Origin of the sequence: Paenibacillus sp. FSL H7-0756, assembly GCF_038006765.1 — a bacterium.
Classification (GTDB): domain Bacteria; phylum Bacillota; class Bacilli; order Paenibacillales; family Paenibacillaceae; genus Paenibacillus_AQ.
The window spans coordinates 1600639-1626815 of record NZ_JBBOVT010000003.1 but is presented as its reverse complement, the minus strand read 5'-3'; the positions used below and the strand labels follow the sequence as shown (position 1 = coordinate 1626815).

24 protein-coding genes are annotated in these 26177 nt (G+C 56.0%); 12 read left to right on the top strand and 12 right to left on the bottom strand.

The annotated features are described in order from the left end of the window. The first annotated feature begins 144 nt into the window (after window positions 1–144). Complete coding sequence (gene ytvI / locus NST04_RS32860) at window positions 145–1260, top strand: sporulation integral membrane protein YtvI (protein WP_341188129.1); 1116 nt, start codon at window positions 145–147, stop codon at window positions 1258–1260. Window positions 1261–1873: 613 nt separating this feature from the next. Here ytvI and NST04_RS32855 read toward each other — a convergent pair. The 3 genes from NST04_RS32855 to NST04_RS32845 are packed head-to-tail and all read right to left on the bottom strand — an operon-like array spanning window position 1874 to window position 4011. Then, window positions 1874–2272 (bottom strand): FxsA family protein, encoded by a 399-nt coding sequence (locus NST04_RS32855; protein ID WP_036695825.1) that lies wholly within the window; start codon window positions 2270–2272, stop codon window positions 1874–1876. Between the two features lie 29 nt (window positions 2273–2301). Beyond that, complete coding sequence (locus NST04_RS32850) at window positions 2302–2781, bottom strand: acyl-CoA thioesterase (RefSeq protein ID WP_341187959.1); 480 nt, start codon at window positions 2779–2781, stop codon at window positions 2302–2304. A gap of 48 nt (window positions 2782–2829) precedes the next feature. Continuing rightward, a complete protein-coding gene (locus NST04_RS32845) occupies window positions 2830–4011 on the bottom strand; it encodes an MFS transporter (RefSeq protein ID WP_341187958.1) in 1182 nt (393 codons plus the stop codon). A gap of 102 nt (window positions 4012–4113) precedes the next feature. On the opposite strand from NST04_RS32845, the gene NST04_RS32840 reads away from it, so the two are divergent. Next, window positions 4114–4857 (top strand): G1 family glutamic endopeptidase, encoded by a 744-nt coding sequence (locus tag NST04_RS32840; RefSeq protein ID WP_341187957.1) that lies wholly within the window; start codon window positions 4114–4116, stop codon window positions 4855–4857. A gap of 171 nt (window positions 4858–5028) precedes the next feature. Here the strand turns inward: NST04_RS32840 and pyk are convergent, their stop codons facing one another. The 6 genes from pyk to NST04_RS32810 form a co-directional block, all read right to left on the bottom strand. Continuing rightward, complete coding sequence (gene pyk / locus NST04_RS32835; RefSeq protein ID WP_036725599.1) at window positions 5029–6453, bottom strand: pyruvate kinase; 1425 nt, start codon at window positions 6451–6453, stop codon at window positions 5029–5031. A gap of 375 nt (window positions 6454–6828) precedes the next feature. Next, entirely contained in the window at window positions 6829–7830 is a 1002-nt protein-coding gene (locus NST04_RS32830; protein ID WP_341187956.1) for an acetyl-CoA carboxylase carboxyltransferase subunit alpha, read from the bottom strand. Between the two features lies 1 nt (window position 7831). Continuing rightward, complete coding sequence (accD, locus tag NST04_RS32825; RefSeq protein ID WP_341187955.1) at window positions 7832–8725, bottom strand: acetyl-CoA carboxylase, carboxyltransferase subunit beta; 894 nt, start codon at window positions 8723–8725, stop codon at window positions 7832–7834. An 84-nt stretch (window positions 8726–8809) separates the two neighbouring features. Next, on the bottom strand, window positions 8810–8998 hold the full coding sequence (locus NST04_RS32820; protein ID WP_036700684.1) for a hypothetical protein: 189 nt from the start codon (window positions 8996–8998) through the stop codon (window positions 8810–8812). 147 nt (window positions 8999–9145) lie between these two features. Next, a complete protein-coding gene (locus NST04_RS32815; RefSeq protein WP_036700686.1) occupies window positions 9146–9646 on the bottom strand; it encodes a phosphatidylglycerophosphatase A family protein in 501 nt (166 codons plus the stop codon). A 1032-nt stretch (window positions 9647–10678) separates the two neighbouring features. Next, window positions 10679–14437: a DNA polymerase III subunit alpha gene (locus NST04_RS32810; RefSeq protein ID WP_341187954.1), complete on the bottom strand. Its 3759-nt coding sequence runs from the start codon at window positions 14435–14437 to the stop codon at window positions 10679–10681. Window positions 14438–14581: 144 nt separating this feature from the next. Here NST04_RS32810 and NST04_RS32805 point away from each other — a divergent pair, with 144 nt between their 5' ends. The 3 genes from NST04_RS32805 to NST04_RS32795 are packed head-to-tail and all read left to right on the top strand — an operon-like array spanning window position 14582 to window position 15836. After that, entirely contained in the window at window positions 14582–14902 is a 321-nt protein-coding gene (locus tag NST04_RS32805) for a YtrH family sporulation protein (protein WP_209993411.1), read from the top strand. A gap of 22 nt (window positions 14903–14924) precedes the next feature. Next, window positions 14925–15428 carry a hypothetical protein gene (locus NST04_RS32800; RefSeq protein ID WP_341187953.1) on the top strand — a complete coding sequence of 168 codons (504 nt, stop codon included), beginning with the start codon at window positions 14925–14927 and terminating at the stop codon, window positions 15426–15428. Between the two features lie 21 nt (window positions 15429–15449). Further along, on the top strand, window positions 15450–15836 hold the full coding sequence (locus tag NST04_RS32795; RefSeq protein ID WP_341187952.1) for a YtpI family protein: 387 nt from the start codon (window positions 15450–15452) through the stop codon (window positions 15834–15836). A 122-nt stretch (window positions 15837–15958) separates the two neighbouring features. On the opposite strand, the gene NST04_RS32790 is transcribed toward NST04_RS32795, so the two are convergent. Both NST04_RS32790 and NST04_RS32785 read right to left on the bottom strand, forming a co-directional pair. Continuing rightward, window positions 15959–17293 (bottom strand): DRTGG domain-containing protein, encoded by a 1335-nt coding sequence (locus NST04_RS32790; protein ID WP_341187951.1) that lies wholly within the window; start codon window positions 17291–17293, stop codon window positions 15959–15961. Window positions 17294–17522: 229 nt separating this feature from the next. Beyond that, complete coding sequence (locus NST04_RS32785; RefSeq protein ID WP_340755146.1) at window positions 17523–17807, bottom strand: hypothetical protein; 285 nt, start codon at window positions 17805–17807, stop codon at window positions 17523–17525. Between the two features lie 178 nt (window positions 17808–17985). Between NST04_RS32785 and NST04_RS32780 the strand changes: the two genes are divergently transcribed. Next, the gene (locus tag NST04_RS32780; protein WP_341187950.1) at window positions 17986–18567 is read left to right on the top strand and encodes a hypothetical protein; all 582 of its coding nucleotides are present in this window, start codon (window positions 17986–17988) and stop codon (window positions 18565–18567) included. A 121-nt stretch (window positions 18568–18688) separates the two neighbouring features. Here NST04_RS32780 and NST04_RS32775 read toward each other — a convergent pair whose 3' ends face one another. After that, the gene (locus NST04_RS32775) at window positions 18689–19030 is read right to left on the bottom strand and encodes a YlbF family regulator (RefSeq protein WP_036691219.1); all 342 of its coding nucleotides are present in this window, start codon (window positions 19028–19030) and stop codon (window positions 18689–18691) included. 351 nt (window positions 19031–19381) lie between these two features. On the opposite strand from NST04_RS32775, the gene NST04_RS32770 reads away from it, so the two are divergent. From NST04_RS32770 to NST04_RS32745, 6 genes are read left to right on the top strand one after another with little or no spacing between them, the layout of a single operon-like run. Further along, a complete protein-coding gene (locus NST04_RS32770) occupies window positions 19382–20749 on the top strand; it encodes a YheC/YheD family endospore coat-associated protein (RefSeq protein ID WP_341187949.1) in 1368 nt (455 codons plus the stop codon). A 10-nt stretch (window positions 20750–20759) separates the two neighbouring features. Beyond that, window positions 20760–21938 carry a YheC/YheD family endospore coat-associated protein gene (locus tag NST04_RS32765; protein WP_341187948.1) on the top strand — a complete coding sequence of 393 codons (1179 nt, stop codon included), beginning with the start codon at window positions 20760–20762 and terminating at the stop codon, window positions 21936–21938. Then, entirely contained in the window at window positions 21939–23312 is a 1374-nt protein-coding gene (locus tag NST04_RS32760) for a YheC/YheD family endospore coat-associated protein (RefSeq protein ID WP_341187947.1), read from the top strand. Further along, entirely contained in the window at window positions 23309–24421 is a 1113-nt protein-coding gene (locus tag NST04_RS32755; RefSeq protein ID WP_341187946.1) for a YheC/YheD family endospore coat-associated protein, read from the top strand. The genes NST04_RS32760 and NST04_RS32755 overlap by 4 nt, the downstream gene beginning before the upstream one ends. Window positions 24422–24449: 28 nt before the next feature. Further along, complete coding sequence (locus NST04_RS32750; protein WP_341187945.1) at window positions 24450–24968, top strand: N-acetyltransferase; 519 nt, start codon at window positions 24450–24452, stop codon at window positions 24966–24968. Next, entirely contained in the window at window positions 24950–26080 is a 1131-nt protein-coding gene (locus NST04_RS32745; protein WP_341187944.1) for a YheC/YheD family endospore coat-associated protein, read from the top strand. The genes NST04_RS32750 and NST04_RS32745 overlap by 19 nt, the downstream gene beginning before the upstream one ends. Window positions 26081–26177 lie beyond the last annotated feature (97 nt).

Below are 26177 nucleotides of genomic sequence, written 5' to 3'. Positions count from 1 at the left end.
ATCTGTTTCATGAACCGCCTTCCAGGTTATGGATATGCCCGCCGTCTGCGCTTTTCTACCGCTGCTAGTCTTTTCACACCCCCTATGAATATATATAAGACGAGCCGTTATTTCTGGAATCCGCCAGAGTAGGAGGGACCGAAGATCGATACACTTGTGCTTAAAAGAATGCTGCGCGGCCTCTGGGTCGTGCTTGCCGCCGCCCTGATTCTGCTGGCTGTATATGTACTGCTGCCGCTTCTATACCCCCTGCTGATCGCCTGGCTGCTGGCTTATCTTATGCATCCGCTGGTCCTGATCCTGAAGGGGATGAAGCTCCCCGGCTGGCTCGCCGTATCGCTCTCGCTGCTGTTCTACATCGGTGGCATCGCTCTTGTACTGACCGCACTCATCACGCGGCTGGTCAAAGAGCTGATCGGGCTGCTCCAGACCTTCGATCTTCATACCGATCAGTGGCGGGAGCTGCTGCTGTCCTTAAGCCGCAATGCCAGCATTCAGAATATTATTAACCAAATCAACCAGTTTTACCACGACAATCCGGGTTATCATGCCACCATTGACAGCAATATCAACCGGACCACTGAAACTGTCGGCCAAGCCGTAACGCAGATGATTACCGGATTCTTCAATATCATCCTGAAGCTGATCTCCTCGCTGCCGAGCCTCGGCACCATTCTGATTGTCATCGTATTGGCCGCCTTCTTCCTCAGCACCGGCTGGGAACGGCATAATGCCAAGCTGACTGCGTGGCTTCCAGCCCCGCTGCTAAGACCCGTGTCTGAGATCTGGAAGGATCTGCGCAAGGCACTGTTCGGCTACATCCGCGCCCAGCTGGTGCTGATCTCCGTAACGGCAGTAATTGTGATCATCGGCCTGCTGCTGCTGGGGGTCAAATCAGCCTTCGCCATCGGCCTGACCATCGGCATCGTCGATCTGATTCCTTACCTGGGCGTCGGTATCGTCATTCTGCCCTGGGCTTTGTATTCGTACATGACCGGGAACATGGCGCTGGCCATCGGGCTGCTTGTGCTCTACGGCGTCATTCTGATCACACGCCAGGTACTGGAGCCCAAGGTACTCGCCAGCAGCATCGGCGTCGATCCGCTTGCCATGCTGATCGGCATGTTCGCCGGCCTTCAGCTAATGGGCATGCTTGGCCTGATCCTCGGCCCGGTGCTGCTCGTTATTCTCGACGCGTTCGCCCGCGCCGGCGTATTCCGCGCCTTGCGCACCTATATCCTTAGCGGCAGGCTGCATTAGGGGGCTGCCGCTCCAAACAAATTTTGCCCACTGCCCCTCGAAATTAGCTTGGGCTACCGACAATTCAAGACACCTGCTGCCGGGCATCTATGGGAAATTGCCCGGGACGCCCCTCCCCTGGCTAAACTGCTGATAGCTCCCCCTCCGTTACTAATTGCCAGTGCCTTACCTATCCGTTGCTAATCCCCGGTGCCTCCCCCGAAACTAGTTGGATAAACGTATCTAACTTTGGAGATTTCAGAGCTTTTTGGGGTAGCAGTTGGAAAAATGTCACTTAATTTTACGAATACCGCCTTTTGAAGAGAATCGCAGCCTAACAAGTGCTGTTTTTCCAACTAATACCTGAGGATACCTGATTCGCACATCAGCAAGTGTATAATTTCCAACTATCTCCGACTGAGCTGCCCCCTCCGCCCTCCCTCCCCCTGAACGCCAAATAACCCCACAAGATGGGGAGTTAGCTTTGATGTACACTCAGGTATTTTGCCACATATAAATTCCAAATTTCCAAAAAGGCATCCAGCCGCAGCAATCTGCAACTGAACACCTTTTGGCAAGCCTGATTACTTCCTTATTACCTGCCAGCAACCGCCAGCCTGCTCTCTCTCCCCGCCTACCTGCGGTAGAAGGTGAACGTGCCGTTTTTCATCTTTTTCTCGATCCATTTCAGCAGAAAAACCCGGTAGAGCGGCCGGGTCAGCGGAAATACCAGAGTAAAGCCGATCAGATCCGTGACAAATCCCGGCAGAATCAGCAGCAGACCGCCGAAGAAAATACATAAGCCGTCCAGCATGGTCCGACCGGGCACCCGCCCCTCCTGCATATGTGTTCTGCTGTCCTGCAGTACCTTCTTGCCCTCGAACCGCATCATTAGCAAACCGATGACTGAAGTAGCCAGCATGATCAGCAGTGTCTTGGGCGCTCCAAGAAAACTTGAGACATAGATGAAACCGAATAATTCCACGGCCGGGACTGCAAATAAGGCGGCCCACAGCCATTTATTCCTGATCATACTGCTCCTCCTTCTTCCTTACATTAACGCTATTCTTCTTCCTTCAGCGCAGCCAGGATGGCCTGGAACAGCTCAGGCTGTGCCCTGTCGATCCGCACAGGCCTCCATTCCCCGTTCAGCCAGACATGGCTCGTCGAGCCGCTGACCAGAAGCTCGCCTGCGGTCCGCTCCTGCCCTTCCTGACCCGCCGCCATCCGGCGGATTTCGTATTCATACACAACCCTCAGAGCCGAGAAGGTGGTTAACCGCGCATTCACGGTGATAAGATCATCATATCGCGCGGGGCTTTTAAATTGCAAATCTGCAGAGGTTACCGGGAGCAGCAGACCGAGTCCTTCCAGCATCCGGTAGTCAAAGCCCAGCTCACGGAACATTTCCGTACGGCCGCACTCAAACCAGATCAAATAATTGGCATGATAGACGACGCCCATCTGGTCGGTCTCCTGATAACGTACACGGATGGAGGTACTATGCCAGCGGCTGGCCCATCCAGGTTGATGAGGATTCATATTCATGCTCCTTTCTAAAATACAGTCTGCCCGGCAGCCAGCAGTCCGCTAAACGCCGACACCGCCGGATGCAGACGCAAGCGGCAGCTTGCGGCGCGAGCTTCGGGCAACATAGACCAGCAGGGCCGCGCCCGCAGCCGCACTAATCATGCAGGAGAGGTTCATCAGCCCGACCCCGCCCTGGTTCAGCAGCATCCCGTTCAGCAGATTGCCCAGAATCCCGGCTAACCCGGAGAATACGATGTTAAACACACTTTGCCCAGTCGCCTGCATCTCTGCCGAGGTAATCTTCGATACATATTCAACCGCCGCGATATAAAAGAACCCGAACGAGAGGCCATGAAGCACCTGTACGCCGATCATGACGGAAGGGTACGGAAAGGCCACCTGGATGCCCCAGCGCAGCACATAGATCAGCGCACCAAGCAGCAGCGTCCGCTCCATGCCGAGCCTGCGGATGACCCGGGAGGCGAAGAACATGGATGGAACATTGGTAATGGACGCCAGGAACAGGGCGATTCCCGCAGAGCTGGTGGACCCGCCGACCGACTGGAAGGCAATCACGAAATAGGTCCCGAAGGCCGTCATGGTCTGATTGACCAGAAAGCTCCCGCCCAGGAAGGCCAGGAATATACGGTTGCCGAGCAGTTTTTTGATCCCCTGGGAGAAGGACTGGCTCATCATGTGATTCTCCTCCGCCTGCTTAGGAAGGGTGAAGGCAATGAATACGGCGATGCTGTTGAGCAGCAGAAACGGCAGCCAGATGGTCGATACAGAGAACTTGGATACATACTGTCCCCCCGCAATGGCCCCTACGGCGGCGCCTATGCTCATCATCATGCGAATACTGCCGTAAGTGGCTCCAGCCCTGTTCGCAGCCGCTATGGCGTACGAGTCGGCTATAGGCGCCTGTGTAGAGGAGAAGATCGTGGACACGGTATACACCAGCATCAGCACAATGAAATATTCCGAACGGTACAGGACCGCAAGCACCGCCGGAACCGCCACGCTCAGAATCAGCACCAGCCGCGCCTGGTTATACCGGTCGGAGACCATTCCCCATAAAGGCTGCACACAGATGGCGATCAGCGTACCTATAGCCATCAGCAAGCCGATCTGGCTGACTTCAAGTCCGTTTGATTTCAGCAGCAGCGAGAGGTAGGAGCCGAAGGAGCCCCCGGCCAGTCCCAGAAACAGATAGAACCCGCGCAGCTTTGTTATTTTTTCCATGGGGATTACAAGTCCTCTCTCATTCTTTTTAACAGAATACCCAACCTTCATAGCCGCCTGCTGCATTAAATAGAGCACAACCTATTATGAGGCGGTGGACAAGTGGGCCAAGTCAATAGATTAGCACGGAGCAAACCCTGTCTGAAGGATAAACTCAATACGGGCAGAGCCGCCAGTTCCGGCTTCGGCTGGACATCAAGCAACTGGAGCGGTTATGCCATTTCCGGTAAAAAAGGCAGCTACCGGCAGATATCTGCCGACTGGATCGTCCCTTATGTAAAGCCTACGGAAAAAGCTACGTTCTCCTCGGCCTGGATCGGCATTGACGGCTTCAAGAACAGCAGCCTGATCCAGACCGGCACCGGCCATGAATCAGTGAACGGCAAAGTCAGGTATTATGCCTGGTGGGAGATTCTCCCCGCCTCCGAGACTGTCATTCCTTATCCCGTCTCCCCCGGCAACCATATGCGTGCTTCCATCGTCAAGCTGAGTCCCGGCAAATGGTGCATCACCCTGCGCAATCTCAGCAAATGCTGGGTATTCCGCACGGTGCAGCGCTATAACGGACCGCAAAGCTCTGCCGAATGGATTGTCGAAGCCCCCCAAGTGGGATTCGATATCGCTCCGCTGTCCAAGTTATCCACAGTCTGCTTCACCTGTTGCCAGGTCAATGGACGCAGCCCCAGACTAAAAGTCACAGACGGCGGCGTTATGATCCAGAATAAGAGGCTGCTGGCCGTGCCATCTCTCCCGCGCTCTTGCGGAAGCGCCTTTTCGGTCAGACGGATCTATCGTAAAAGTCCCCCTGCCGTGTATTCCAGGAACCCTATTTATACGACTCCCTGACATACAGTCCTGCTCCAAACACTCAGGTCCAATATATCCATTTGTATCCGTGAGATCAACCTGTATCTTAACATTCCGGAGAGTCCACTTATCAAAAAAAGAGCAGCGGCAATCAAGCGCCACTGCTCTTATTATTATATCTTATTCTTGCTGCAGAAGCTCTTCCAAATCCTAGTCGGCTGGAATCGTATCTACCTTCACCAGGTTAGTGGAACCGGAACGTCCAAGCGGGATACCTGCAGTGATGACTACAAGATCGCCGGCTTTAACCAGACCGGAAGCCTTACCGCCGTTAAGTGCTGTTTCCAGCAATTCGTCAGTAGAATGAGCTTCAGGACCGAATACAGGAGTTACGCCCCATACCAGCGCCAGTTGACGCATTGTTCTTTCCTGGGTAGTAACAGCAATGATCTGTGATTTAGGACGATATTTGGAAACCACGCGTGCAGTGTGGCCAGTTACAGTCGAAGAAATGATCGCTTTAGCATTCAGATCCAGAGCGGAGATCGCTACGGATTGGCTGATCGCTTCAGTTACAGTAGTTTCTTGAGCGATCTGCTGCTTCATGAAGATCTCACGGTGGTTCAGAGCAGATTCTGCTTTCTCAGCAATACGGGACATAGTCAGTACGGATTCTACCGGATATTTCCCGGCAGCAGTCTCACCGGACAGCATGATTGCATCGGTTCCGTCGAAGATTGCGTTCGCTACGTCACTTGCTTCAGCGCGGGTTGGGCGCGGGTTGCGCTGCATGGAATCCAGCATTTGGGTAGCTGTGATTACCGGTTTGCCGGCGATGTTACATTTCTGAATCATCAGCTTCTGAGCCAAAGGTACATCTTCAGCAGGGATTTCTACACCAAGATCGCCACGGGCAACCATCAGGCCGTCGGATACTGCCAGGATTTCATCCAGGTTATCGACACCTTCCTGGTTCTCGATCTTGGAGATGATCTGGATGTGGGAAGCATCATGCTTCGCAAGCAGTTCACGGATTTCCAGAACGTCGCTGGCTTTGCGTACGAAAGAAGCGGCAATAAAATCAATGTCCTGTCCGATCCCAAAAATGATATCATTGGTATCTTTTTCCGTAATACCCGGCAGGGAGATGGATACTCCCGGTACGTTAACACCCTTCTTGCTCTTGATCGTACCGCCGTTAACAATACGGGTCTTGATTTCGGTGCCTTGAATGTCGACAACTGTAAGGCCGATCAGGCCGTCGTCGATCAGGATCGTCGATCCTACTTGAACATCGTTAGGCAGGTTGTTGTAAGTGATGGAGATACGGTTATGATCGCCAAGGATCTCTTCCGTAGTCAATGTCAGATACTCATCCTGAACCAGTTCAATCGGTTCTACTTCCAGCTTGCCAGTACGAATCTCCGGTCCTTTGGTGTCGAGCAGGATGGCAACAGTCTTGCCAAGCTCCTTGGATGCTTGACGGATCGTGTTGATCCGGGCTCCGTGCTCATCAAAATCGCCGTGGGAGAAGTTCAGACGGGCCACATTCATACCAGCCAAAATCAATTTTTTGATATTCTCCAACGATTCACTTGCAGGTCCGATCGTACATACAATTTTACTTTTCCGCATTAGGTTTTCCTCCGTTTTTTCGTTCTCTCTGTCTCGCTTTTTCCAACTACAAAATCTACTATAAGGCTTGCTCTTTGTATAGGAACTTTATCACATGTAAAGACATGCACGTTTTATTGCGCCCTTATGAATATTACTGCATGTTGAACACAAAATCAATGTTAGTGCCTGTTTTTGCTGTAAATTAAAGTCGAATAATATAGGATGGCCGATAAAAGAAAAATCATCCCGCAGCAAGCACAGGATGATTAGAATGGGAATTATTGTATAATAGGTCTTGTCCCGTCCGCGGTCTGGAATAAGCTGGAATATGTTAAAAAGTGCAAACCCGGCGGTACCAGCCATGGGGCTCATCCCCCGGAGAATAGCCCCCGCTTACTCCACAATCTGCACTTCATCCTGATCGGAATCCTGCTCCAGCACCGACTCGGAAAACTCGCCGATTTTGCGGAATTTCAGGTAACGGTCTTCCTTCAGCGCAGCTGCATCCATGCCGGACAACTCCTGCAGGTGACGCCAGACTGTGTCCTTAACCGCCTCCGCCGCAGCTTCGTAATCCCGGTGCGCACCGCCTCTGGGCTCTGCAATAATCTCCTCGATGACTTCCATTTCCAGCAGATCGGTGGCCGTAATCTTCATGGCCTCCGCGGCCTGCTCCGCCTTGGTGGCATCCTTCCACAGAATCGACGCTGCACCGTTAGGGGAGATCGCTGAATAGATTGCATTCTCCAGCATCAGCACGCGGTTGCCCACGGCCATCGCTAAAGCTCCGCCGCTGCCGCCTTCGCCGATGATCACGCAGATGACCGGCACGGTCAACTGGGACATCTCGAACAAATTACGGGCAATCGCTTCCGATTGTCCGCGTTCCTCTGCGGTATTGCCGGGGTAAGCCCCCTTGGTATCGACAAAGGTGATGATCGGACGGCCGAACTTCTCCGCCTGCTTCATCAGCCTCAGCGACTTGCGGAAGCCCTCCGGATGGGCGCTGCCGAAGAAGCGCAGAATATTCTCCTTCGTATCCTTGCCGCGCTGCTGCCCGATAACGGTCACAGGCCGGCCGTTCAGCTTGGCGATTCCGCCGACTACCGCAAGATCGTCACCGTACAGGCGGTCACCATGCAGCTCGATAAAGTCCGTGAAGATAAGCCCGATCAGATCCAGCGAGGTCGGGCGTACGTGATGCCGGGCCAGATGCATCTTCTGGGCCGGGGATATATTGGAATAGATCTCATTCTCCAGCTCGCTGTAGCGCTCCTCAAGCCGGGCTACCTCATCGCTGAAATCAATGCCCTTCTCTTCACCGAACTGTTTGAGTTCGGCGATTTTTTTGCGCATTTCTACCAGAGGCATTTCAAAAGGCAACTCTCCTGCCAACCTAAAATCCCCCTTTCACATCATGCAGCTCCAGCAGCTTCGTGAGCGTGGAGCGCATTTCCTTACGGTGCACGACCAGATCCAGCTGACCGTGCTGCAGATTGAACTCTGCCGTCTGGAAATCCTCCGGCAGCTTCTGGCGGATCGTCTGCTCGATGACAATCCGTCCGGCAAAGCCGAATACCGCTCCGGGCTCGGCAATAATAATGTCGCCCAGGCTGGCAAAGCTCGCCGATACCCCGCCGGTGGTCGGATCAGTAATGACGGAGATATACAGCCCGCCTGCTTCACTGAACCGGGCCAGCGCGGCACTGGTCTTCGCCATCTGCATGAGACTGAGAATGCTTTCCTGCATTCTGGCCCCGCCGGAAGTGGAGAAGATCAGCATCGGCAGTTTCCGCTCTGTCGCTTCTTCCACCGCTCTTGTAATTTTCTCACCAACCACAGATCCCATGCTGCCGGTGAAGAACTCAAAGTTCATCACGGCTACAATCACCGGATGTCCGCCGATGCTGCCCTGGCCGGTGATTACAGCCTCAACCTGTCCGGTTTTGGACTGCTGCTGCTCCAGCTTGGAGGCATAGCCGGGGAACTTCAGAGGATCAATGGACGCCATCTCGCTGTCGAACTCAATGAACCCTTCCGGATCAAGAATCATTGCAATCCGTTCGGTAGCATTCAGGCGCATATGATAGCCGCAGGACGGGCATACTTTCAAATTCTTCTCCAGTTCCTTGCTGTACTGGATCGTTCCGCATTTGGCGCACTTGCTCATTAGACCTTCGGGAATCTCCCGCTTAGGGCGCTCGCCTTCTGCCGGTCCGCCGCTTCGCTCCAGACGTTCTGAAGGAATAGTCGCGTACTTCCGTTTTTTCTGAAATAAATCTTTGAACAAGGGTCGCACCTCTTCAGCCGTTTATTTGCGTAAATAGCAGCTTGCCGCTGTCATGAATGCTCTTGAATCTCTACGCCATACTCTTCAGGGATGCAGGATCAGATTGAGGACCTCCTGCACTTCTTCAAGCTCTCCCGAAGGAACCAGAATCTCAAACTGCTGCTTGGACATATTGATGGGACGGCATTTAATCAGAAATCCTTCTTCCGTAAGCTTCCTCTGGATCATCTCCGCCACTTTGGCGGTCGGCGCTATATAGATTACCGTCCACATGCCCTGCAAGGCCTCCCTAATCTCGAATCCAGCCGTATCCTGAATATAATGAAATTATGATAACACAGTTTTCTTTTTTCCCGCAAGCAAACCCGGCAGGAAGGATTCAGGCCCGGGAGGCCGGTCGCAGCGCATCAGGAGCAGCCGTTATTCGGTCCCGGTCACATGGGGATATACCTTCGCACCCTCATGCCCGTGGGCGATGCGGGCTGAAGCAGCAGCCGCAATTCCGGCCACAAGATCATCCAGAAATACATGAATGCTCCCCTTATCATCATTCAATTTGCCGATAATTCCAAGCTTTATTTTATCCAGGTAGCCGAAGCTGGTCAGGCCGATCATTCCATACACGCTCGTGATGCCCAGCGCCAGCGTCTCGTCCGCCCCGTAGAGCGATTCATCCGCTTCCATTACCGCCTGAAACGGCTGGGGCAGCAGCTTCTTCTCAGCCAACTCATCCAGCGCAATCCCGGTCATTAGCGTATACTGGACCTCTCTTTTGTTCAGGACCGACTTGACGCTGCTCAGGCACTCCTCCTGCGTTAAGCTGGGATAATAGACCGATTGCAGGATATAGACGATCTCCGCGATCGAGTCCAGTGATACTCCCCGGCGCTCCAGCAGCTCCTCCGCCATTTGATAGGACATGATGTCATTCCCCTTCCGCACGGGGCAATGCCCCGCTATGATTTAGCTGAACTTGAGAGTGAAGCCTGACAGATTCATAACTTCACTCTATTGGTTCCCTAATGTATGCGGAAGAGGGGACAAATGTGCTAAAAAAATCAGTGTATCTCAGCGGATGCCCGTAAAAGATGCATTTGTGCAGCATCAGAATTAACTGGTTAGAAACTCTTTAACCAGCTGCCATGCTGAGGGTTTGCCATGGCGCGATTATGGCGCTGGGTATGCTCAATTGCATTCCGTACAAATAAATCGCTTGATTTACTGCCGACCATCCATTTAGCTGCAATTGATACAATTAAACAGCCTCTATATGCGGGTTCTTACCTATTCGGGCGGATTTAGTTGTACAAACGAAACCCTATCACCCCCAAAAATCTAACGGACCGAAGAGACCTTATTCCCACGATAACGCCCCCCTATGCAGGGTAACGGACTCAGACGACCTTATCATCTTTCTGCGAGACGTTTTGGAGCTGAATTGCAGGGGATAAGGTCCTTACGGTCCGTTAATCGCCCAAATGACGACTTCCTTCCCGCATAAGAGCACCTCAGTCCGTTACGCTAAGCCAAACGCCCCTAAAGAACAAACCTCGCATGGAAAAGATGTAAATTGAAGGGGAATTGTTTCTGCTCCACTAATTTAAATCCGATGAGGTTCTAGTAGCGCATCAGATTAGAAATAGCGGGTCGGCATGATGAGGCTTGAACGACTAAAAGAGTGAATTGCTTGGGCCTAATGTATGCGAAAAACCGAATACATTTCGATAGCGTGAAGGTAATCAGGCCCTTTGTATGCGAAAAACCGAATACATTTCGATGGCGTGATGGTAATCGAGCAGAATGTATGTCAAAAACCGAACACATTTCGATGGCGTGAAGGTAATCAGGCGCAATGTATGCCAAAAACCGAACACAATTGTAGGTGGTATCGTTTTACTAATCCAACCCATTCAAATTAAAATCTGACGCTGCACCAGGCTAGACGGGCTGCTCCTATCGGAGGCGGACGGTTCCGGCACCCAGCATCTCTTCAATGGCGGCGAACAGCTCCTCCGAGGGCTCGATCCGGTAGCTGTCGCTCAGCGCAAGCACCTTCTGGTTGCGCTCGTAGAACAGCAGCGTCGCTGCGGGTCCCGGATGGGTCTGCAGCAGCGCCTGGAGGCGCGGCAGCAGACCCTTCAGCTCAGCGCCCGGCGTGATCTTGATGAAGACACGCTGGGCGCCGGGCGCTGAGCCTGCGAAGCGCTCAGCGGCTGGGTCCTGCCCCGTGCGCAGCGGGGCAGGGCTGCCCGGCCGCGCGTCGGACGCGGCCGTGGCCTTGGGCGCGGCCTGCGCAGCGGCCGCGGAAGCGCGCGCACCGGGCGGCTGTGCCGCCGGTGTGCGCGTGCCCGGTGCAGCGGCGCCGCCAGCTGCACCGCCGGGCCGGGCGCCGGGGCCACCGGCGCCCGTGCGGGCTGCAGGAGCGGCCGCAGGCGCTCCTGCGGGGGCACTGCGGCCCGCGCCGTAGGCGGGCCGGGACCCGGCGCTGCGGCGCTGCAGCAGGCCGCGCACGCTGTCCGAGGTGAGCGGAGCTACCTCCTCGGCCAGCAGCTTGAAGCCCTCGTCCTCCTGCTGCACCTTGGCGCGCAGGGCCAGCAATGCGCCCTTCTCAATCAGGGCGCGGGTGCGTTTCCACACCTCCGGGAAGAGTACGACCTCGCAGCGCTCGATCTGGTCTTCCCATTCCACAAAAGCCATCGCCTTACCAGCTTTGGTCGTGATCTCCTTCAGCGACACGACCATACCGGCCGTCACGGTCATGCTCTCATCCGCTGCTTCGCCAAGATCCATCAGCTTCTGTATCCCCGGCTCCTCAAGCAGCCCCGCATGGTCATCCAGCGGATGGCCGGAGAGATAGAGCCCGAGCAGCTCACGCTCCAGCTCCAGCTGCTGGGTTCCGCTGAACCTCGGAATATCGGGGTAGCGGATCTCCCAGTTCGGCGTCTCGATCAGGTCATCGAACAGCTGGATCTGCAGCTCATCGCGCTCCTTGCGCCATTTGGCTGCCGCATCCACCGTCTCATCCAGCATCGCCAGCAGCTGCGCCCGGTGTCCAGGCAGCGCATCGAAGGCGCCGGTCTGCAGCAGGGATTCGATCACGCGTTTGTTGCAGACCCGCAGATCGACCCGGCGGCAGAAATCGAGCAGGCTGTCGAACGGCCGCTCCTTACGGACGGCCATAATGTTCTCCACAGCCTGTGTGCCGACATTCTTCACCGCAGCCAGCCCGAAGCGGATGTGTCCGCGCCCTTCGCCGGGTACCGGAGTGAACAGCACCCCGCTCTCGTTGACATCCGGCGGCAGGACGCCAATCCCGGACCGGCGGCATTCCAGGACATATTCCGCCACCTTGCGGTGGCTCCCCATCACAGCAGTCAGCATAGCGGCCATGAACTGCACCGGATAATGCGCCTTGAGATAAGCGGTCTGGAAGGCCAGCACCCCGTAAGCGGCAGCATGCGCGCGCGGGAAGCCGTAGTTGGCGAACCGCACGATCATATCATAGACCGCATGGGCATCCGCTTCGCTGTAGCCCTGCTTCAGACTGCCCTCCACGAAGTGGCTGCGCTCCTGGTCTAGTGTCTCCCGCTTCTTCTTGGACACCGCACGGCGGAGCAGGTCCGCTTCGCCCAGCGAGAAGCCCGCCATCAGCGAGGCAATCTGCATAATCTGCTCCTGGTAGACAATAATGCCGTACGTATCGGCCAGAATCGGCTGCAAATCCGCATGCGGATAGACAACCTCGAACTCCCCATGCTTGCCCCCGATGAATTTCGGGATGAATTCCATCGGACCCGGGCGGTACAGCGCCACCACCGAGACAATATCCTCGAACCCGCTCGGCTTCAGATCCTTCAGCACCCGCCGCACGCCTGCAGATTCCAGCTGGAATACGCCGGTGGTCTCGCCTGCTCCCAGCATCTCATAGGTGAGCGGATCGTGATCCGGGATGATGCGGAAATCCGGCACGCTCCCGGTCATCTCCTTCACCCATTTCATGCAGCGTTCAATAATCGACAAGGTCCGCAGGCCGAGGAAGTCCATCTTAAGCAGCCCAACGCTCTCCAGATGCTCCATGGAGTACTGGGTGAGCGCCGTGCTCTCATTGCCCGCCTGGAGCGGAACAGCATCGGTCAGCGGACCCTTGGAGATGACTACGCCAGCCGCATGCGTCGAAGCATGGCGCGGCATGCCCTCCACCTTCATCGCCGTATCCAGCAGCACTCTGGTCTTCGGATTCGTCTCATACAGCGCCTTAAGCTCAGGCGTGCCCTCCAGCGCCCGGCTGATGCTGATGCCGAGCTGGCCCGGAATCAGCTTCGCCGCCTTGTCCACCTCGTTATACGGCAGATTCAGCGCCCGGCCCACATCACGGACAGCAGCCCTCGCCGCCATCGTACCGAAGGTGATGATCTGCGCTACATGCTCCTTGCCATACTTGTCTACCACATAGGCAATGACCTCATCGCGGCGTTCGTCGCTGAAGTCGATATCAATATCGGGCATCGTGATCCGCTCAGGGTTCAGGAACCGCTCGAACAGCAGATTATATTTCAGCGGGTCCACATCGGTAATCTTCAGCGTGTACGCGGTGAGACTTCCTGCGGAGGAACCGCGGCCCGGACCGGTAACAATACCGCTGCGGTGACAAAAAGCGATAAAATCCCACACGATCAGGAAGTAATCGCTGAACCCCATGCTCTCAATAACTCCCAGCTCATAGTCGAGCCGCTTCTCAGCCGTCTCCTTCTGCTCCGGCGATTCCCAGAGCGGAGTATCCGCATAGCGCTGCTCCAGCCCGCTGCGGCACAGCTCGCGCAGATAAGCAGCGGCATCCAGCCCTTCCGGCAGAGGCGAGAATTCCGGGAGAATATGATTGCCGAACGTCAGCTCCAGATTGCACGCTTCAGCGATCCGCTGCGTGTTCTCTATCGCCTGCGGCACATGTGGAAACAGCGCAGCCATCTGCTCCCCGCTTTTGAAGAACAGCTGGTCTGTCCCGATCTTCAGCCGGTCCTCATCGTCCACGGATTTGCCTGTGCCGATGCAGATCAGCACATCCTGAACCTCGGCATCCTCCTTGTCCATATAGTGGACATCATTGGTTGCTACCAGTGGAATGTCCAGCTCTTCAGCAAGCGCAATCAGCTGCGGATTCACCCGCTTCTGCTCGGCAATCCCGTGATCCTGCAGTTCCAGATAGAAGTCGCTTCCAAAAATCTCCTTATACCGCAGCGCCGCCTTGCGCGCCTCCTCCTCCCGGCCGTGCAGCAGATGCTGCGGCACTTCACCGCCCAGACAGGCACTTAGACAGATAATGCCCTCGGCATAGGCTGCCAGCGCCTCCATATCGATACGCGGCTTATAATGCTGGCCCTCCAGATGGCCGATGGAGATCAGCTTCATCAGATTCTGGTAGCCGGTCATATTCTTCGCCAGCAGAATCAGGTGATAAATCGGCTGATCCTTGCGGCTTCCCCGCTCACGGCGCGAGCCTGCGGTCAAATAAGCCTCACAGCCGATAATCGGCTTGATTCCCTGCGCCTGGCAGGCTTTATAGAAAGGGATGGCCCCGTACATCACACCATGATCTGTCAGCGCCAGCGATGTCATGCCGTATTCGCCGGCCCGGCGCACGAGATCTGTAATGCGCGCCGCCCCGTCCAGTAAACTGTATTCGCTGTGCACATGCAAATGCACGAATGGGCTCATATTCCCCACTTCCCTTCAGCTCCAAATCAAAACATAAGATGAAACTATTTTATCATATTAGAGGGGGAACCGCCCATAGAATGGATTAAGAGCATATGGACAGGCAAAAGCAGGCCGCCGCCTGATCTAAGGAAGGAGCTTTTCATGGATATTTTCTTAAGCAAGGCCGTCCTCGACTTCTTCATCGCGTTCGGTATAGTGCTGGGCGGAGCGATGCTGGGCGGAATCGGAGCCGTCGTCTCTCTTCAGCCGCCAACCGACACCATGCTGGAAATCGCAGACCGGATTAAGATATGGGCCCTCGCTGCCGCCGTAGGCGGAACCATCGACCCGATGCGGGTCATTGAGAGCAATATGCTGGGAGGCAATCTCTCTCCGGCGATCAAGCAGATTCTCTATCTGGTGTTCGCCTTCCTGGGCGCTCATATGGGCAGCGAGCTGGTCAAGTGGGTATGCGGCAAGTAGAAGCGAAGGGGTGAAAAGAGACATGCGACTTCCGCCGTTTGACCGCTACCGCCGTTTCTCGCAGATTGCTGCTGTGTTTGTGCTGGGGATGATTGTAGGAGCCGCTCTGTACAACACCATTTATCATATGGGCTATAACATGCTCTGGGTCAATAACCAGGCCCTAAGGCTGGAGATTGAACAGAACCGGAAAGACATTCTGACGCTCAAAAAATACAACAACACCTCCACCGTCATCCGTGAGATTAAGGTGCGTACCGAGAGCAGCAAGGTCAAGGACAGTGCGGCGGCACTGGACCCGGTGACAGCCAAGGAGGTCCTCAGCAAGCTGGCGGGCGATCTGGAGCCGCTGCGCGGGCGCAGCATGTTCGATATCGATTCCGACGGCAAGCTGGCGCGCCTCTTGCTGGACAGCAAAATCTATCTGGCCCGCGAGAAGGAATACACCGTCAAAATCCGCACCATGCTGGTGATGGAGGGCGTGCTGCAAATCTGGGTGGAAATCAGTCCGTATAAGCGCAGCTGAGCCGCAAATCATGATACAATAGTGGACAAATCACAATCACAGGATACAGAGTGCCCGGCTGAGGCCATGCTGACTGACGGGTCTTCCACAAAGGAGCTGCCGTTCATGATTATGTTCATTAAGTATCTGCTGTTTGCCCTGCTGGTTATCTTCATGGTATGCGCCGCCGCGTATAGCATCTCTTCCCGCAGAACTGCCGACCCGCTTATCCAAGGCACCAGACGCTCGATCATGAATATGCTGCTGGGCGGAATGCTGGTCACGCTTTCATTAATGTCGATGTTCATCTTCCGCGGCTCGACGCTTAATGTGGTCATTGAGGCTGCTTTTCTGCTGCTGGGCCTGTTCAATATCTTCTCCGGACTGCGCAGCTTCAGTTACTATAGCCGGATGCGCAGCGGAAGCTGAGGGTTCAGCCGCCGCCAGCACAAATAGACCAGTTGCCCCTCCTGATCGCCTGCAGGACAGCCCTGGTCTATTTAATATTTTGCCGAAAATGAATCTTCGTTCATCGTCACTCGCTATTCCCGTTACCCATGGTCAATCGACTGCAGCATCAGAACAGCCTTGGCTACAATGGTATCCATATAGCTGATCTCGATCTCCAGCTTGCAGGTGCGGCGGCTGATCTCCAGCAGCTTCGGCATGACGGTGATGGAATGCTCAATCTGTACCGGACGGATGAAATAGGTGGACATATTGTCCAGTACGTAGTCGTTCCCGGTGATGTCCTTGGCTGCTTTGAAGGCGGACAGAGTCATTAGGGTGGACAGAACCCCTTCCGAGATCGTTCCCAGATCGGTCGCCATCTGCGGGGTAATGAAGCCGTGGAAGAACAGCCTGCCCTCCTCATCCCGCTCATCCGCGAACCCGTTCCAGATCAGATGATCGAACGTCTCTCCCAGCTGCGGCTGATTGCTGGCGTCGCGCAGGCTCTGCAGTACTTCACGCCGGGTGACCGATCCTACCAGCTTGCGGTTGCGGTCCACAATGGGCAGAAAATCGATCCCCTCCCACATCATAATCTGTGCCGCCGAAGCCAGCGAGGTCTGGAGTGCCGCGGTGACCGGACTGCGCACCATCGCCTTTTCAATAATTTGCCCTTCGCTGAGATCCTCCACATCACGCCGGCCTATTATCCCGATGACCCGGTTCCACTCATCCGTGACCGGGAACCGCTGCTCGCCGCTGGCCTGCGCCAGTTCGCGCAGCTCTCCTACGGTGCTGGAGATTTTGAGCGTGTTCAGCCGCAGCTTGCCCTCCACGATATCCTCGACCAGCATAATCTTCTTCTTGATCAGCCGGTCAAAGATCGCACGGTTAATCATCGAAGCCACTGTAAATGTATCATGTCTGGACGAGATGACCGGCAGGTCCAGCTCATCGGCCAGCGCCTTAACCTCACGGCTGGTGCCGAAGCCCCCCGTTACAAGCACCCCGGCCCCCTGCTCCAGCGCAAGCGAGTGCACATCATCGCGGTTCCCGACGATCAGCAGGCTGTCGGCATCTATGTAGCGGATCATGGCATCGACCTTCATCGCACCGATCACATATTTATGAAGATGCTTGTTCAGACCCTCTGCTCCGCCAAGCACATGCCCCTCAACAATATCTACGACATCCCCGAAGGTGAGCTGCTCGGAAATATTACGCGGCTTCTTCTCCACCCGGACCGTGCCAATCCGTTCCTTGGTGATAACAATTCCGAGGTTCTCCGCTTCCTTCACCGCACGGTAAGCCGTGCCTTCGCTGACCCCCATCTCCTTCGCCAGCTTACGGACGGAGATCTTGGTCCCCACCTTCAGACTTTCAATGTGCTGCAGCAGTTGTTCATGCTTTGTGATGTTATCGCCTTGACCTTCCAACTGTTACACCCCCATACCCCGATCTGTACTATTCTGTACCCATTATACATGCTGTCCGCACCGGAGTACAGCAGGTTACACTGTATCTTTCAAAAGTTATGACAGCCGGGAATATATATATAACACCGGGTACTTACTCCCGGCAGGAGAGACACGCACAGGTAACCCCCGGTCCGCCGCAACGGCAAACAGGGGGTACTTTTTTTACACAGCTAACTCTATTCCTGAACTATGATCTCTGCGACACCCGGCCTTCTTCGTTCCACTTGCCCTGCCACTGAGCCAGCTTGGCCTTACGGACGGCATCCAGGCGCTTCTGCTTCTCTTCATCCACTCCGATAATGAAATGCAGATGCGAGGCAATGACCAGGAACGCGAAGACACACCAGACGATACCGAAGCCCAGCACCCAGCCGGAGCCATTCTGGAAAGACAGCTTCGGCAGCGCGTATAACAGCATGGCCAGGGCAATCAGCAGATACACGGAATGCTTGAATTTACTTTTCTTTCTCATTGCAGGACCGCTCCTTCGCTCAACAGGATTGTTAAAATGAATCTATATCTCTATTCTATGAACCTGCGGCCAGAAATATGAGACAAGCTGCGTAATTTTTCAGAAGGATGTTAGCGCCTTGTTAGCAGTTTCTATCCTGCATGGCTCGGGTATGAGATGATATATCGCAAAGGAGGGAATGACCTTGAATCCCATTTATAACCAGACCCGTTACATCGCCCGCAAAAAAATTTTCTCTGCGCTGGGCGGAAAGCTACATATCTTGGGTGATTCAGGGGAGCTGCTGCTGTTCTCGGAAATGAAAGCGTTCCGGCTGAGAGAGGACATTACGCTGTACCCCGACGAGACGATGGGGAGGGAGCTGCTGCGGATCAAAGCGCGCAAGATTCTTGATATCAGCTCAACCTATGATGTGTATGATATGGAGACCGGAGAAACAGTGGGCGCACTCCGCCGCAAAGGCCTGAAATCCCTCATCAAGGACGAATGGGCCATCCTGGACACGCAGGATAACGAGATCGGCACCATTAAGGAGGATAACGCCTTCCTCGCCTTACTGCGCCGTGCGGTTGCCATCCTTCCGCTGAAATATAACTTAGAGATCGGAGGAATGGTGATTCCTGCGTTCCGGTACAACTTCAACCCGTTTGTCACCAAAATCACTGCCGATTTCTCAAAGGACACCCATGGCAAGCTGGACCGCCGACTCGGGATGGCCGCTACTATTCTGCTGTGTCTGGTAGAGGGCAAGCAGGATTAACGGAATGTAGCTCGCAGTAATTATGGAGCGGCACACTAAAAAAAGGGGGATTCCTGAGCCGTATGGCCCTGAAATCACCCTTTTCCTGTATCAGAACACATCCCCGATGCGGTGCAGGTGCTTATTGAGCGCCGTACATTTGGGACAGGCTGTCTGTGATGATTTTGTTCACATCTTCGATGACCACACTAAGGCGGCGCTCTGCGTCGAACAGACGGCGGATGCCCAGGTTCAGGTTAAGCACCTCGAAGAGCTTCTCCATCTTCTCCATGTCCTCCTGCGGAGGCATGTCCCCGCTCATCATCCGCTGCTGCAGCTCAATCTGGCTCTGGCGGAAGTTGTCGAGCATCTGCTTGCTCTCCGGATCTGCTTCGATCACCTTCATTGCACTGGTAATATCCGATACCTCACTGCTGTCCTTAATAGCACGCGCTAATTCATGCGCCTTATCAATCACGTTCATTCTATTTCCTCCTCCAAATGATGTTCGTCTCTGCTTCGCTTCAAAAGCCCCGCCCGTTCAGCAGGCAGCGGTCTATGCCTGTCCAGCAGGCAGCCCCGGGGGCTGTCCGCGCCCAAATTTGGCAGCCGTGCAAGTTCCGCCCGGGCATGCCTACTTCCTTCTGTGCTCCCGCCCTCCGGTCCGGATGCGCCTGCCAGCCCCCTGGCTGCCGGCGATATTAATCCGCCCGGCACGGCTTTTTCGGGAATAGGTCAATCACCAAGGGTCAGATGTCTCCATATGATGAATGATATGTAACCCTCAAGATTCATATTGCCGGCACCATGCTTGCCTACCGGAAGGAGATTCACGATGTCTAAGCTAAAGATCCCGGTTCAAACGGTCCACTCGGGCATCCTGCAGGAAAATGCTGTAATGCTAGGCGACAAATCCATGAAGAGGCTCAAAATACCGGCGCACGGAACCATTCAGCTGAACTTCGGCTCTTTCCGGCAGGAGGTTACTGTAATTCCTGTCCCCAAATCCGACAGCCTGCGTGTAAGTGAGGCGCTCGGCCGGCGGCTTGGCTTAAGACAGCGCTTGACGCTTAACGCTTCCTACAGCACCGGCAGCCGCATTCTGCGTCTGGGGCCGATGATTGGCGTCCTGGTGAGCCGGGACCATCCCGAACAGCCTGAACGAGTCTTCGGCCAGATCACCATGTTCTGCCGGGAGCTGACCCATGCCTGCCACGCCCAAGGCGCCTATGTCTATTTCTTCACCCCGGAAGCGCTGGAATCACGCAGCACTACCATCCAGGGCTGGGTATACGATGAGGGCTGGCGGAAGCTGAGTCTTCCTGTTGCCGATGTGATCAACAATCGGCTGACCACGCGAAAGGTAGAGAATAAACCTAGCGTACAGCATTTTTTGGCAGATGTAAAATCCCGCTACGGAACCCACTTCTTCAACGAAAAGTTCCTAGACAAGACAGAGGTATTCGAGGCGCTGGCGCTGGACCCCGCCCTGCAGCGGTACTTGCCCGAATCGCATGCCCTGAACGGCTTCGCCATACTCAAAAAAATGTGCAGCAGCTACCCCAGCGTGTTCCTGAAGCCGGTACGCGGCAGCTTGGGCAAGGGCATTCTGCGCATTTCCAAGGAGGAAGGCGGCGGCTACCGGCTGCTGTCTACCACTCCGATGGGCACACGCAAGCAGAGCTATTCCAGTCTGGCGAAGCTATTTCAATCCATTGCCCCCAAGATGAAAACCACCCGCTTTCAGATCCAGCAGGGTCTCTCCCTGATGGAGCTTGGACGGCGGCCGGTCGATTTCCGGGCATTGGTGCAGAAGAACGGCACCGGCAAATGGGGCGTCACCTCCATTGTGGCCCGGACCGCCGGAAGTAATCATTTCGTCTCCAATCTTGCCCGCGGCGGTACGCTCAGTACGGTCAAGGAGGCCGTCGGCAAAAGCAGTCTTCCGGCCGGTGTCAAAGAAAGCACCCAGATTCAGCTGCCCAGAGCAGCGCTGGCCATTGCAAGAGGGGTTGAGACCTACATTCCCGCCCATTTCGGGGAGCTCGGCATCGACCTCGCACTTGACCAATCGGGCCGGATCTGGCTGCTGGAGGTCAACTCCAAGCCGTCCAAGAACGACAATACACCCCTGAATGACCAGAAAATCAGACCCTCAGTCAAACAAATGATTCTATACTGCCGCTATCTGGCCGGGTTATAAGGAGGACATCATGACCACAACAGCAATGGGGTTCCTTGGCATTATGACAGGCCGCCGCCACGGGATTCCTCCCATCGCAGAGCCGGAGTTCTGCAGTCATCTCTGCCGTGCGGCCCCGCTGTATGGGCTGAAGGTCCTTGTTTTTCATCCGGAGAGTGTAGCTGCAGACGGCTCCTCTATCCGCGGATATGAGTGGCAGAATGGACAATGGGAGCCTGTGCAGGCTCCTCCGCCCGACATTCTCTATAACCGCTGCTTCTACCGGACACCGGAGGAGAAACGGGCAGCCGCCGCTGCCCTGTCTGTATTGACCCGCTGTCTGCCCTGGTCCCGCGGGCTTCCTGATAAATGGGGAGTCTACGAGATTCTGCGGCGCAGCTCCGCTGCCGCCGCCCTGCTGCCGGAGACTGAGCTATACAGCAGCCGCGAAGCGCTTGGCAATATGTTAGCTGAAAGGGAATACGGCGTTTTCTTGAAGCCCCGGACCGGCTCCCACGGCAAGCGCACCCTGCACGCTGTTCTGCTCGGCAGACGCGAAGGCGGCGGAGTGAAGGTACGGGGCAGAGACCGGGATAACAAACCTTTTCAATATGTTTTCGGTACGCTGGACGAAGGTCTGGACTGGATCGGCCGCTTCATCGGCCAGCACCGCTATATCATACAGCCATACCTGCATCTCACCGGCAGCGGAGGACAGCCGTTCGATGTACGTGTGCTGATGCAGAAGAACGGCACCGGTGCCTGGACCCTGACCGGCATGGCCGTCCGGCTCGGCACCCGGGGATCACTGACCTCCAATCTGCACGGCGGAGGCACAGCCGTTCCCGCCCTCCCCTTCCTGCTGGACGAATACGGCGCGGGAGGAAGAGACCTGCTGGAGGAGCTGACCATGGCGTCTGCGCTCCTGCCTCCGCTGCTGGAAGAATCCTGCGGCAGACTCGGAGAGCTGGGCCTGGATTTTGGCATCGATGCCGGAGGGAGAATCCATCTGCTGGAAGCCAATTCCAAGCCAGGGCGCACGGTGTTCCGGCTGACGGGCGACCGCCGGGCTGCTAGACTCGCCGCCGAGAACCCGCTGCGCTATGCGCGCCATCTGCTGCTTACCGCAAGCAGCCATTACAAGCTGCCTCCCGGGCAGCTCCGTTCACACGGGAGAATGATATCTATGGTTCCAAAGGAGGATTCATAAATGGGTCTCACTTTTTGCAATGTACATTTCACCAAGCAGCCTGATCGAGTAGTATATGTCTCGGGTGAACTGATGAGAAGCCTGAAATTATCCGGCAAGAAAAATATCCGCCTGCGCCTCGGAAAAGATGCCATCCCGGCCACGATCAAGCCGATCAAGCGTGCCGGCAAGCATCTCTTCCTGGCCTCCGGGGTCAAAAGCGCCATCAAGGTCCCGAAGTCAGGCGGGGTCTACCTGCGCAATCTGCAGAATGACGAGGTGCAGATCGGACCGCTGGTCGGTGTGCTCTCAGACGGACCCGCCTCCGCTGCGCAGCCCTTCGGCTCCCGCACCGGCTTCATCAAGCAGCTGCTGCGCGAAGGGAGCAATAAATGCTACATCTTCGCCTTCATGCCGCGGGATATCGACTGGCAGCAGGAGCAGGTCAACGGATATTTCCTGACGGCAAGCGGCCGCTTCGAGCGCAAGCTGGTGCCCCTGCCGGATGTCGTCTATAACCGCTTGCCCAGCCGCAGAGCCGAGACCTCACCTTACATTAACCAGTTGCGCGAGCGCTTCGGACGTAAGAAGATTCCGTACTTCAACTGGAGCTTCTTTAACAAATCGGATGTCTACCGGCTGCTGGAGAATGACGGGGCAGCGAACCGCTTCGTGCCTGAAACGCACAGTAACCCCAGCTCCGAACAAATGCGGGATATGCTGGACCGTCACCACTTCGTCTATTACAAACCTTCCGCCGGCAGCCTGGGACACGGCATCTACCGCCTGACCTATCTGCCGAAGAAAGGGTATTTCGCCCGGTACCGCAGGAGTGGCAAGAACGTGCTGCTGCGCTTCACCAGCTTCGACAGCCTGATGCGTATGCTGCGGGGACGCCACGGGCAGAGCATGCAGAACTATGTGGTCCAGCAGGGCATCCGCCTTATTGAGATTGACAACTGCCCGATAGATTTCCGCTTCCACATGCACAAGAACGGCAGCAATCAATGGGTCGTGGTCGGGATCGGTGCCAAAAAAGCCGGACGGGGCAGTGTCACCACCCATCTGAAGAACGGCGGAGCGCTACTGACCCCGCAGCAGGCCCTCGGCCGGGTGTTCGGGGCCAGATCAGATGAAGTGCTCCAGCGCGCCAAGACCACTGCCGTCAAGCTCGCAGAATCCCTCGAGATCCAGCACCGCCATCTGCTCGGCGAGATCGGGTTCGATCTCGGCATTGACCAGGATGAGGATATCTGGATGTTCGAGGCCAATGCCAAACCGGGACGCTCTATCTTCCGCCACCCCTCCCTGCGCGCTGAGGGCAAAGCTTCCATTGAGCACATCCTGGAGCATTGTCTGTATCTCAGCAAATTCCGCAGGAGGGATGACTTGTGAACAGCCGGATACCCGATCCCAGCAAGCCCGTAATCGCCATTCTGACCACCAGTGACCGGCTTAAGCAGTTCCGCGGCAACCGCAATAACTTTCGCGACATTATCCGTACCGGCAGAGAAATGGGCTATATGGTCTATGTCGTCACAGTCCGTGACCTGAAGCTGAATGAACCGACCGTGACCGGCTACATTCCTTCCGCCAGCGGGAAGATCTGGTACGCCATTCCTGTTCCTCTGCCGCAGGTCATCTATAACCGGATTCCCAACCGCGAGGAGGAGGAGAAAGCACCGGTAGCGCGCAAAATCGCCGAGTGCCTGGAGCATCCCGAAATCTCGCTGTACAATCCGAGCTTCTTCAATAAGTGGAATCTCTTCGAGTGGCTCAAGGAATCCAAGGCCACCTCAAGGCATGTGCCTAAGACCCGCCGCCTGCGCAGCGCAGCGACCCTTACCGCGATGCTGAAGAATCACGAGAGCCTCTATCTCAAGCCGGAGAAGGGCAAGGCGGGCAAAGGCATCATGCGGCTGGGATACCGGCCGGACACTCTCCTTCCCTACCGGCTGCAGATTCAGAGCGGCAAAAAAAACACAACCTACAAAGCCGCGTCTGTCGAACGGCTGTGGGCCCGGATCGGCCGGGAAAAAGGGTCTTCCCGCTATATTGTCCAGCAAGCGATCGTGCTTGCCGGACACCGCGGCCGTCCCTTCGATCTGCGGGTGCTGTTGCAGAAGAACGGCCGGGGCGCCTGGGCGGTAACCGGCATCGGCGCCCGGCTGGCCGGAGCCCGCAGCATCACCACCCATGTGCCGCGCGGCGGCAGCATCGAAGACCCCTCCAGCATGCTGGAGGGAACCTTCGGGCCCGAGCAGGCAGAGGTTATCCTGAAGAATGTCTCTACGACGGCGCTGCTGGTTGCCCGGCAGATTGAGCGGGCTTCCTCCAGCATGCTGGGCGAGATGTCGATGGACCTCGGGGTCGATGAAGAAGGCGGAGTCTGGTTCTTTGAAGCCAATTCCCGCCCGATGAAATTCGATGAGCCGGCAATCCGCAAGCTGTCGCTCGAACGCATTTTCCAATACGGCAATCATCTGTCCCGCCAATCCAAATAATCCATTATCCGTCAAAGGAAGTGACACCATGCAGATATCCTCACTCTACGATAGCAATCCCGTACAGTGGGAATCCAGGCGAACCGGATTGCTTGAGTTCCTGAGGGAGTATGGGGAGCAGCGGATTACCCTTCGCGGGTGCAGGAGGCTGGCCCGGCTGACACCGGATCAGCTCGCCCTGCCGGGGGTCTCCCTGCTCGTTGCCACGGTGCGGGGTCAGAACGGCCGCCAGCTCGCAGGCGTCAGCTTCGTGTCCGGCTTCGGCAAGGAGGCCTGTGTAGTCGCCGTCCATCCCCTGTACCGGAATAGACATACGGGCACAGCCCTGCTTGCTGCACAGCTGGAGCGCCTTGGTCAGCTGGAATGCCATGTCGCCTGCGACAATGCAGCCAGCCTCAAGATGTGCTTCAACATCGGCCTTGCAGCTGTTGACCTGGTTACCGGCCCTACAGGCAAGTCCACTCTGCTCTTGCGTTCCCCAGGGAGCGCAGTTGATCCCGCCATTCTCCCGCAAGGAGGTGAACTCCTGTGCCAGAGCCCGTCCTAGGCATCCTCACTCTGTATCTGAACGACGCCAAGCAGCTCGAAGAGAAGAGTGTATACCGGAGGATGATTATCGAAGGCAGCCGAATCGGGCTGGATGTCTTTGTGTTCACCCCGGCAGATGTACATGTCAGCAAGGACCTGATCCATGCCATGGTCTATGATGTCAAAAGCGGCGTATGGTCGCGGAAGTGGCGCTCCTTCCCGAATATGATCTATGACCGCTGCCGGATTCAGCGCAGCCAGCGCTTCCAGCAGCTGCTGCGCTTCCGCGCGCGGTACGATCATCTGACCTTCCTGAACCGCCCGCTGCGCAATAAATGGACGGTGCACCAGACCTTCTCCCAGCGGAGCCGCTTCCGGCCCCATATGCCGGAGACGTTGCTCTACCAGTCCTCCGCCGATCTGCAACGGATGCTGAAAGTAAGCCCCGTCGTCTACGTCAAGCCGATCAACGGCACCGGGGGGCGCGGCATCCTGCGGATCGAACGCCAGCGGGAAGGCAAGTCCCTGTTCGATATCCAGGGACGCCGCCAGAGCCGCCAGATTATCGCCCCGCGCAAGGTGTCGCTGAACCGGCTGGAGACCATCGTCCGCCAGTGGTGCATCAGCGGTAAGTTCCTCGTGCAGCAGGGCATCCCGCTGCGGCTGCCCAGCGGCCGGTTCCACGACTACCGGATGCTGGTGCAGAAGAACGGCCAGGGTGACTGGGAGTTCACCGGCATGGCCGGCCGGGTGGGCGCCGCCCGCAGCGTCACCTCGAACCTGCATGGCGGCGGGCATGCCATGAAGGCAGAGACGCTGCTGAAGCAGTGGCTCGGCAGCGAAGAGCGAGCCGACAAGGCCATGCGCGCTGCCGAGAAGCTGGGGATCGAGGCTGCCGCCTATCTCGAAGACAGCTTCGGCGCCCTCTGCGAGCTGGCCCTGGATCTGGCCATCGACCGCGAGGGCAAGATCTACGTGCTGGAGGTCAACCCCAAGCCCGCCCGCGAGGTCTTCGCCCGCTCCGGCGACAACAGCACCTACCGCAAAGCGCTGGTCCGCCCGCTGGAGTACGCAATGTGGGTGTATAAGAATAAGAACACGCCTAGTTCGTCTAAGGTGGTTGAGGAGTAGAAGTTAGATACTGACGTAAAAGAACCGCCCCCAAGGCTGCTGTGGGGGCGGTTCTTTATTTTACAAGGTGACTATTAGAACCCTTCATGTTATAAGA

Excerpts from the sequence above, each read along its gene's own strand:
- NST04_RS32855 (WP_036695825.1), bottom strand. The coding sequence starts at position 2,272 with ATGATCAGGAATAAATGGCTGTGGGCCGCCTTATTTGCAGTCCCGGCC.
- NST04_RS32800 (WP_341187953.1), top strand. The coding sequence starts at position 14,925 with ATGCGACTTCCGCCGTTTGACCGCTACCGCCGTTTCTCGCAGATTGCT.
- NST04_RS32775 (WP_036691219.1), bottom strand. The coding sequence starts at position 19,030 with ATGAACGTGATTGATAAGGCGCATGAATTAGCGCGTGCTATTAAGGAC.
- NST04_RS32785 (WP_340755146.1), bottom strand. The coding sequence starts at position 17,807 with ATGAGAAAGAAAAGTAAATTCAAGCATTCCGTGTATCTGCTGATTGCC.
- NST04_RS32820 (WP_036700684.1), bottom strand. The coding sequence starts at position 8,998 with ATGTGGACGGTAATCTATATAGCGCCGACCGCCAAAGTGGCGGAGATG.
- NST04_RS32765 (WP_341187948.1), top strand. The coding sequence starts at position 20,760 with ATGACCACAACAGCAATGGGGTTCCTTGGCATTATGACAGGCCGCCGC.
- pyk (WP_036725599.1), bottom strand. The coding sequence starts at position 6,453 with ATGCGGAAAAGTAAAATTGTATGTACGATCGGACCTGCAAGTGAATCG.
- NST04_RS32850 (WP_341187959.1), bottom strand. The coding sequence starts at position 2,781 with ATGAATCCTCATCAACCTGGATGGGCCAGCCGCTGGCATAGTACCTCC.
- NST04_RS32845 (WP_341187958.1), bottom strand. The coding sequence starts at position 4,011 with ATGGAAAAAATAACAAAGCTGCGCGGGTTCTATCTGTTTCTGGGACTG.
- NST04_RS32750 (WP_341187945.1), top strand. The coding sequence starts at position 24,450 with ATGCAGATATCCTCACTCTACGATAGCAATCCCGTACAGTGGGAATCC.
- NST04_RS32805 (WP_209993411.1), top strand. The coding sequence starts at position 14,582 with ATGGATATTTTCTTAAGCAAGGCCGTCCTCGACTTCTTCATCGCGTTC.
- NST04_RS32810 (WP_341187954.1), bottom strand. The coding sequence starts at position 14,437 with ATGAGCCCATTCGTGCATTTGCATGTGCACAGCGAATACAGTTTACTG.
- NST04_RS32780 (WP_341187950.1), top strand. The coding sequence starts at position 17,986 with ATGACCTTGAATCCCATTTATAACCAGACCCGTTACATCGCCCGCAAA.
- NST04_RS32770 (WP_341187949.1), top strand. The coding sequence starts at position 19,382 with ATGTCTAAGCTAAAGATCCCGGTTCAAACGGTCCACTCGGGCATCCTG.
- NST04_RS32815 (WP_036700686.1), bottom strand. The coding sequence starts at position 9,646 with ATGTCCTATCAAATGGCGGAGGAGCTGCTGGAGCGCCGGGGAGTATCA.
- NST04_RS32760 (WP_341187947.1), top strand. The coding sequence starts at position 21,939 with ATGGGTCTCACTTTTTGCAATGTACATTTCACCAAGCAGCCTGATCGA.